Origin of the sequence: Streptococcus sp. HMSC065C01 (genome assembly GCF_001813525.1) — a bacterium.
In the GTDB taxonomy this organism is placed as follows: Bacteria; Bacillota; Bacilli; order Lactobacillales; family Streptococcaceae; genus Streptococcus; species Streptococcus parasanguinis_V.
Genome location: NZ_KV812812.1, coordinates 1 through 8,105 on the forward strand (window position 1 = coordinate 1; position 8,105 = coordinate 8,105).

8 protein-coding genes and 1 pseudogene are annotated in these 8,105 nt (G+C 39.8%); all 9 read left to right on the forward strand.

The window, feature by feature from the left end; all coding sequences use genetic code 11:
- Positions 1 to 1,473 (forward strand): FtsK/SpoIIIE domain-containing protein (locus HMPREF2918_RS00015; protein WP_070594250.1); only part of this gene is annotated, 1,473 nt, incomplete at its 5' end.
- Positions 1,474 to 1,679: 206 nt separating this feature from the next.
- The gene (locus tag HMPREF2918_RS00020; protein ID WP_070594252.1) at positions 1,680 to 2,912 is read left to right on the forward strand and encodes a replication initiation factor domain-containing protein; all 1,233 of its coding nucleotides are present in this window, start codon (positions 1,680 to 1,682) and stop codon (positions 2,910 to 2,912) included.
- A gap of 14 nt (positions 2,913 to 2,926) precedes the next feature.
- Positions 2,927 to 3,160 carry a hypothetical protein gene (locus HMPREF2918_RS00025; protein ID WP_000456042.1) on the forward strand — a complete coding sequence of 78 codons (234 nt, stop codon included), beginning with the start codon at positions 2,927 to 2,929 and terminating at the stop codon, positions 3,158 to 3,160.
- 1 nt (position 3,161) lies between these two features.
- Positions 3,162 to 3,719: a conjugal transfer protein gene (locus tag HMPREF2918_RS00030; protein ID WP_070594254.1), complete on the forward strand. Its 558-nt coding sequence runs from the start codon at positions 3,162 to 3,164 to the stop codon at positions 3,717 to 3,719.
- 11 nt (positions 3,720 to 3,730) lie between these two features.
- Positions 3,731 to 4,726, forward strand: a complete 996-nt coding sequence (locus HMPREF2918_RS00035) for a conjugal transfer protein (RefSeq protein ID WP_070594256.1) — start codon at positions 3,731 to 3,733, stop codon at positions 4,724 to 4,726.
- 9 nt (positions 4,727 to 4,735) lie between these two features.
- The gene (locus HMPREF2918_RS00040; protein WP_003005585.1) at positions 4,736 to 4,960 is read left to right on the forward strand and encodes a TcpD family membrane protein; all 225 of its coding nucleotides are present in this window, start codon (positions 4,736 to 4,738) and stop codon (positions 4,958 to 4,960) included.
- Between the two features lie 2 nt (positions 4,961 to 4,962).
- Entirely contained in the window at positions 4,963 to 5,373 is a 411-nt protein-coding gene (locus tag HMPREF2918_RS00045) for a conjugal transfer protein (RefSeq protein WP_070594258.1), read from the forward strand.
- Positions 5,374 to 5,386: 13 nt separating this feature from the next.
- Entirely contained in the window at positions 5,387 to 7,891 is a 2,505-nt protein-coding gene (locus tag HMPREF2918_RS00050; protein ID WP_070594259.1) for an ATP-binding protein, read from the forward strand.
- An 11-nt stretch (positions 7,892 to 7,902) separates the two neighbouring features.
- Positions 7,903 to 8,105: pseudogene (locus HMPREF2918_RS00055) on the forward strand (conjugal transfer protein); the annotation flags it as partial.

Sequence of the window (8,105 nt, forward strand, 5' to 3'; positions counted from 1 at the left end):
GTTTGCTACAGGAAGGTACTCTTCTTTCAAAAGCTCAATAGTCTTCGAATACTCTCTCGTTTCTTACTCGAGAATAACCTCTATTTGGTTAAAAAGGTTAGACGTGAGAATAAGATCGTTGAAAAAATCACCTTACCTCAAGTGTATGTCAAGCAGTCTCGCTACAAGATTGAAGTGAGTCTTATTCTTGAAGGTAATAAATTTCAAGATCGCTTTCTCAACCTTGGAGCTACGCTTGAAGTCATGTTTAACGGGGACTTTCGTAATAAAATCTTTGATAATCGCTTTATCAAATATGAAATTGCTATTAATAGGATTGATAGCCGAATCACCATCGATGAAGTAAAAATCAAAGGCTCAAAACTCCAGCTCATGAAAGATGTATCTTGGGATTATATTGAAGAACCTCATCTTCTCATCGGCGGTGGAACAGGTGGAGGAAAAACAGTTGTTCTCATGACCATAATTTATGCACTAGCTAAAATTGGCTTTGTCGATATCTGTGACCCAAAGAATTCGGACCTGGCTGGATTAAAGAAGATTCCAGTCTTTCATGGCCGTGTTTATACTAGTAAGGAAGATATCATCAACTGTTTTGAAGAGAATGTAGAGTTCATGGAAAAACGCTATGAAAGGATGTCCACTTCGCCAAAATTCCAAGCTGGAAAAAACTTTACTCACTATGACATGAAACCAAAATTCATCCTGGTAGACGAGTGGGCAGCTCTTATGGCAAAAATTGACCGTGACTATAGCCAACAGTCCGAACTCATGGAATACCTCTCCCAATTAGTTTTAGAAGGTCGTCAAGCTGGAGTCTTTATCATCTTTGCTATGCAACGTCCTGATGGAGAATTTATCAAAACTGCTCTTCGGGATAACTTTATGAAGCGTCTCTCCGTCGGTCATTTAGAATCAACAGGATATGACATGATGTTTGGAGATGCTAATAAGACTAAAGAGTTTAAAAAGCTGGATGAAATCAATGGAGTAAAAGTCAAAGGACGGGGTTATATCGCAAATAATGGTGAGTTGGCTGGTGAGTTTTTCTCTCCTTATGTACCGCTCGATCAAGGTTTCTCCTTCTATGATGCCTACTCTAAAATTCCCATCATGGAGTTTGAAGGAGAAGAATTCTCAGTATTTGAAGAATATAAACCACCAGTTGAAACAATTGACCCTATAGAGGAAGAGGAGACTATAGAAAACGAATCAAACAAGCGACCACTCAAAGAATTTGCGGATGAGTATGATTTAAAGATGCAAACTCTTCGGAAAATCATCCCTTATATGGAAGAGCACGGAATTTCATTTGAACGTACTGACTCCGCTATTCTCATTGAACCTTTTCAAGAAAAGTTACTTCTTGAAACCATCACCCGATTTGAGGAAGATGGACGCAAGTCCTATCCAAAAGCTATTGAAGCGATTGTCCGTCATCATGGGCTAGGACAAGGGCAAGGGCAAGCCTGACCGCAGGTCAGGCGAAGACCGAAGCCCGCCGTTCCTGGCTCATGATGACAATGAACCCCCGTTATCTAATAGGGGGGTTACATTTGGCAAATACGCCAAGTCCACCCCTCCTCATTCCTTATGGGAGTTGGGTTTTCAATTTTTATGAAGTGTGTCACTTTCGTCAAAAAAGTGTGTCACTTTGTTAGAAAGAGGTGTTGCGATGAATGGACAAAATTAGTCCTTTTCATATTAAAAATTTCAGAAAACAAACAGGACTTAGTCAAAAAGCATTTGCACAAGCTGTTGATCTCCCTACAAGAACCTATCGCTCTTATGAAACAGGCGAAAGAGGACTGACGATTGATAAGTTTAGAGAACTTAAAGAAAGACTTGGTTACTATCAAGATTGCGATAAAAACAGTCTTCGGGCTCAAATCGACTATCTACGATTGACCTTTCCGAGATTAAAGGATTTAGATGCTTTCTGTGAAAACTTTCTTCACTGCCACCTTAGTGAATTTACAGACCAAGAAACTCGCCTTATGAACTATACCCACTTATGGCAACGAGGAAACATCTGGATTTTTGATTTCTTTGATAAGTCTGTGACCAATGACTACCAAACTTGTCTTCAACTGTCCGGTCAAGGATGCCGTGAATTGGAATTACTACTAGAAGACAAGGGAATCACTTGGCAGATCTTTCTTCAAGATATTCTTTATTCCTATGAAGATGTTCGGGTGAAGCGTCTCGATATCGCTCTAGATGAACTCTATAAGGGTTACGGTCACGAGGACGAACAAATTCAAATTCCCAAATTGATTGATAAACTCTATTCCAAAGAGATTGTTCTAGACACGATCAAGAAATGGAATATCACGGGTGGTGGATCATTTACAGATAATGAAGACATGGAAGCGAATCATGGTTTATCCATTTACTTTGGGAGCCGTCAAAGTCAACTCTACTTCAACTTTTATGAAAAGCGCTATGAAATAGCTCGAATGGAAAACATCTCCTTGGACGAATCCTTGGAGATTTTTGGTATCTGGAATCGCTATGAACTCCGCTTTTCAGATCAGAAAGCTCAAGGTATTGTGGAGGAATACATCAACGGGGTAGACCTCGGAGAAATCGCACGAGGTATCATAAACAAAGAAATCCAAGTCTATGATGGAGTTACCCGTTTTGGAGCTTATAAACCTGATAAAAAATGGCAAAAACTCTTTGGAGGTGTCGAACCCTTAAAACTTTCAACCAACCCACAGCCTTACAGTATTGAGCGAACGATTCGCTGGCTGACCTATCAAGTTGCGAACTCCCTTGCACTAGTCACTGAAGCAGACAAGATCCTCCAAACAGAATACATGAAAATGATTCAGAATAGCGGAGAGATCACTGATCGAGGAAAAGCCATGTTACGACTTCTCAAAACCAATAAACACTATGAACAATAGAAAGGAAAAGCAATATGGAATACAAAGTTCAAATCAATTCACTAGAAAACTTTAAAGCTTGGTCTGGTGGGCTAACCACCTTGAACACTGTCCGTGAACGTGGTGGAGTAGATACCTTAACTGTCATATGTGAAGATATCTTCTCTGGTGATACGCCAACAGAAGGACAAATCAATGACTGGCTCTGGTTTGATTCAGATTTTATCTACCAAGCTCTAGGATACGATGATCTGCTTGAGGCTTCTTAAGATGTTAAAGAAGATTTATCAAGCAGATTTTCTGCTTCTTCCAGAACATGAATTCTGGAATATGTATATCCTCTTACGAAAAGGCAAGGACTTCTACTACGAATGTGCTGGCAGATGTACAGAAGATCTTCCCGATAGTAGGGGATTCTATAACTATGAACATGCCTGTTTTACCTTAGATGGTCAAGTGTTGAGCGTAAATAAGAAAATGCGCCCCTCACTCATTGCTTATATTCAAAAGACCATCAAAGAAAACCAAGAAACATTTAGAAAGGAAATTGAAATGGCCACTAAAACTATTTTTGAAAAGAAAGTCTCTCAAGTCACGAACGAACTGGGAGAATTGCTTAAAAAGAAAGATCACAGAGAGGCTTGGACCAAAGCTGGAGAATTAAATAGTCTCCTAAAAAAAGAAGAAGCCAAAGACCTAAAACCTGAATTGATCGAACATCTCCAAACTGAGTTGCGAGGCTACTATTACATTAATGGCGAGATTGAAAAAGCAAATAAGCGCCTCTATGCAAAAGGATCAAAGCTCATTGAACTCGCTGGTCTCTAAAAGGAGGATCTATGGATAAAGCCAAACGCTACTTGCTTCAAGCAAAAGAATATCTCTCACACTTCAAAAAGGTGGAGAAAAAAGGAGGCCCATCAAAACTAAAAGTCACCAATAAAAAGACCGTCAATATTGCAGTCATAGGAGGAATTTCTTTCCTCCTTTTTGTTGGTCTCTTGGGATCTCTTCGTGCTATCACACTTTCAAATAAAGTTGGAACACTACAAGCTCAAGTGGAGGCTACTAAAAAACAAAAGGCACAGCCAATGGAGTCTAGTAAAAAATACGACTACAAACTCCAGTACTACTTGAATGACTATGTCTATGCCTATTTCACCCTCCCACAAGAAGGAGACAAACAACAAGCCCAAGTAGAATACTTAAATAGTTTTTACAACTTCATTCCTGATGTGAAAGCACAGGGCCAAGTTCGAAATCCTAGTGAACTTCTCTACTCTCAATTAGTAACTGTAGAAGGAAAAGTTGCGACCTATAAGATCAAATACAAGGAGACTATCCGTCGGGATAATAACACAGAAGAAAAAGAAATCGTGACAGGTTTCAATATTCCATTTGATGAAAAAGATGGGAAATACTATATCTCCGGCCTTCCTTGGTTCTCTGCTATTGAATCCTCACAAGCTGGCCACTTTAGCGAAGACGATCAGCTCCAACTAACCGCTAACGACCACTTTTCAGATGGTCAGCGTAAGAAAGTTGAAAAGTTCCTCAAGGTCTTCTTTACCAACTATACTACTAACCAAGACAACCTCAATCTGATTGCTAAGGATGTGGATATTATAGCCAATACCACCTTCAAAACGATTGATTATACCTATCTAAAAAAAGACGGTCAGAATCTAATCGCTTATGTTCAAGCAACCTTTGAGGTTGGAGGAACCACTCATTCAGAAAACTTCACCTTTACCCTCTCAGAAAAAGAAAAGACCTACTATGTCACAAAACTAGAACACACCATTCCACTAAATTATGCAAATGATAAAGAATAGGAGAACTCTATGAATACAGACAATCTACGAACCTTCCTCCAGGGCGATGGAATTTGGATCCTGACAGCCATTGCTGTGCTCTTAGCGATCAAGGCTTGGCGAAACAGCTCTTGGCTTCAACTCTTCTCTGTCGTTGGTTTCTATGCCGTTATTGTTTCTATTGCCAAAGGACAAGATATCCTAAAAGCAGTCGGCTGGTTCCTGCGACTCTTCGGTATTGAATCAGGACTTTAAGTATGAATGAAGAAAGACTTTATGATTACAGTAAGGGCCTAAATGCTCCTTATTGGATCCAAGAAATTAAGACAAAAAAGGGCACTCGACTATGGTACTTTGCAACACCGATGCAGTTGTCCTTTTTCATTGTCTTTATTATCGTTTTTGTGTCCATGTTACTCTTTGGAGGATTTATCTTTGTGCCACTCGCAAAAATCACTCATTCAATTTCTCTCTTGCTCTATTGGTATCTCCCTTACAAATTGGCTAAGTTCTATACTGAATACGAGCCTCACGGTAAAAAGATGCATGTCTTTATTGGAGATTACCTGATTTACTTCTGGGATTTCAAGCTCAATAAAAAAGCAATCTACCATGAAGATCGAATAGAGCCTGTAGAAGAAATTGTCTTTGAAAAAACAAATCTATAGAAAAGGAGGACCTATGAGTATTACTTTAACCTATCCTATTAGGGAAACACATGAAAATCTAGCTCTCAAAAAAGATCAAACAGTCGTTGCGTATTACCGTATTCCAAACACTCCCATCACCATTACAGATGATGAGAAAAAGGGCAAACACAAAATTACGGTTGCTCAAATGATGAAGAAGCTCCAGAAAAACAAGTTCTTTGAAATATCTCTGATCCCTAAAGACTATCTCTTAGAAGAGAAAATGCGAGACTTTTCAGACGCTCTAGCAGATGACAGTCGTGAACTAGGAGAAGAATTACTTCTTTACACGGTGGATCGTCTAACAGATGAAATGGAGATCCCTTATCAGTTTGACTGGGTCGTGGGCGTGACCTTACGCAAACAAAATCATGGAGCTACCGTCAAAGACTTGGCCTATGAGAGCTTTAATGAGTTTACTGAAAAAATCGCAAAAGGCCTTGGCTATGAATATGAATTAAGTTCCACTTGGTGTGAAGACTATAAAAGTGATGAATTTACTATCTTTCAAGCCTTCTCTGTCCTTCGGGCAAAGCGTTTATCTAATGAAGAACTCTTTTATTACCAGCGGATGCAATACCTCCGCTATATCCCTCACTACAAGAAGGAGGTACTCGCCAATCGTGCTCAATTCAATATCACTGATACCTTGATTAAAGTCCTAAAAGGTGGCTTCCTCAAGCTAGAAAGCCCTTATGGATCTTCTTTTGTGACGATTCTTCCTGTAGGTAAATTTCCTGTTCAATTCAACGGTTTTCATCTTGGAGAATTTATCCAACGTTTGAACTTTCCCGTTGAGCTACGAATCAAAGCAGAATTCATTGATACTGGTAAAATCAAGGGTCGAATGGGACGTTCGAATACACGTTACAGAAACATTATGGAAGAGGCAGAAAATACCGATACTGTCCAACAAGACGAGATCATCATGGGATCCATCTCCCTAAAAGACTTAATGAAGAAAGTCGGAAACAAGGAAGATATCATCGAATATGGAGCCTATCTGATCGTCTCTGCTTCTAGTGTGAACCAACTACGACAAAGACGGCAAGTGGTTTTAAACTATTTTGATGATATGGGCGTTGAAATCAGTGAGGCCTCTCAAGACGGACCTTATCTCTTTCAAGCTCTGCTCTATGGAGAAAACCTCCAAAAGAAAACTCGCACCTGGACACATATGGTCACAGCTCGTGGTTTTTCAGAACTTATGCCCTTCACCAATACCTCTTCTGGAAACCGTATCGGTTGGTATATCGGTCGAGTAGATAACTGGACAGGTCGTTGGGACAATATTGCGAAAGCTATTGATTCCTCAAAGAACATCGTCCTCTACAATGCGACAGTGGGAAATAAAGAAGATATCGCTGGAAAAATCACTAAGAACCCACACATCATTATTACGGGGGCAACAGGTCAAGGGAAATCCTTTCTTGCTCAGATCATCTTTTTAAGTGTGGCTTTACAGAATGTTAAGACCCTCTACATTGACCCTAAACGAGAACTGAGAAATCACTACCAAGAAGTGATCAACTCACCTGAATTCGCACGCCTCTATCCTGAACGAAAGAAACAGATTGAGAACTTTAACTTTGTGACACTAGATAGCTCACTACCATCAAACCATGGAGTACTAGATCCTATTGTCGTTCTAGATAAAGAACAAGCTGTAGAGGTCGCAAAAAACATGCTTGAGTTTCTACTACAAGCTGTAGATGATGTCACGATGGATCAGAAAACAGCGATCACAGAAGCTATTAATGCGATTGTGGAGAAACGAGTCGCTGGTGAGAAAGTCGGCTTTAAACACGTCCTAAAAGTGTTGAGAGACTCTACTTCCTCAGAAATTGCATCAGTTGGTCGTTATCTGACCTCAATTGTCACAAACTCTATCTTGGAACTAGCCTTTTCAGATGGTACCACTCAAGGCCTTAACTATGAATCACGAGTGACCATCCTAGAGGTCAATAACCTCAAACTACCAAAGGACGATTCCACAAAAATTTCAGATCATGAACGCAACTCTATTGCTCTCATGTTTGCGCTTGGTGCCTTCTGTACCCACTTTGGAGAACGAAATGAAAATGAAGATACCATTGAGTTCTTTGATGAAGCATGGATTCTTATGAAGTCGGCAGAAGGAAAAGCTGTTATCAAAAATATGCGTCGGATTGGACGCTCCAAAAATAATACCTTGGCACTGATTACTCAATCTGTACATGATGCAGAAAATGACGATGATACAACGGGATTTGGGACTATCTTTGCTTTCTATGAAAAGTCTGAACGAGAAGATATCTTGAAACACGTCAATCTTGAAGTCACTGAAAGTAATCTCGAATGGATTGATAATATGATCTCTGGCCAATGCCTGTACTATGACGTGTATGGTAATCTCAATATGATTTCCGTACACAACATCTTTGAAGATATTGATATGCTTCTAAAACCAATGAAAGCTACGGTATCATCAAGCCTTGAAAATAAATACGCTAGTTAGGAGGTGAATCCATGCAAGAAGCTTTTGACAAACTAAGGGGAGTCGATATCTTCTCTCTCAAGTCCTACATGGAGCCAACTGGGTTCGCTTCCTTTAATGGGGCATGGGTTCTGATTAATGAGCTTTTCGTAAACTTCTTCTTTTTCATTCTAAACGCAGTGGTGGGCTTCTTTTCTTTGCTGATTCGAATTCTTGAAAAGATTGATCTCTACTC

Coding starts and splice junctions, on each gene's coding strand:
- HMPREF2918_RS00030 (WP_070594254.1), top strand. CDS start 3,162: ATGTTAAAGAAGATTTATCAAGCAGATTTTCTGCTTCTTCCAGAACAT.
- HMPREF2918_RS00050 (WP_070594259.1), top strand. CDS start 5,387: ATGAGTATTACTTTAACCTATCCTATTAGGGAAACACATGAAAATCTA.
- HMPREF2918_RS00045 (WP_070594258.1), top strand. CDS start 4,963: ATGAATGAAGAAAGACTTTATGATTACAGTAAGGGCCTAAATGCTCCT.
- HMPREF2918_RS00020 (WP_070594252.1), top strand. CDS start 1,680: ATGGACAAAATTAGTCCTTTTCATATTAAAAATTTCAGAAAACAAACA.
- HMPREF2918_RS00035 (WP_070594256.1), top strand. CDS start 3,731: ATGGATAAAGCCAAACGCTACTTGCTTCAAGCAAAAGAATATCTCTCA.
- HMPREF2918_RS00025 (WP_000456042.1), top strand. CDS start 2,927: ATGGAATACAAAGTTCAAATCAATTCACTAGAAAACTTTAAAGCTTGG.
- HMPREF2918_RS00040 (WP_003005585.1), top strand. CDS start 4,736: ATGAATACAGACAATCTACGAACCTTCCTCCAGGGCGATGGAATTTGG.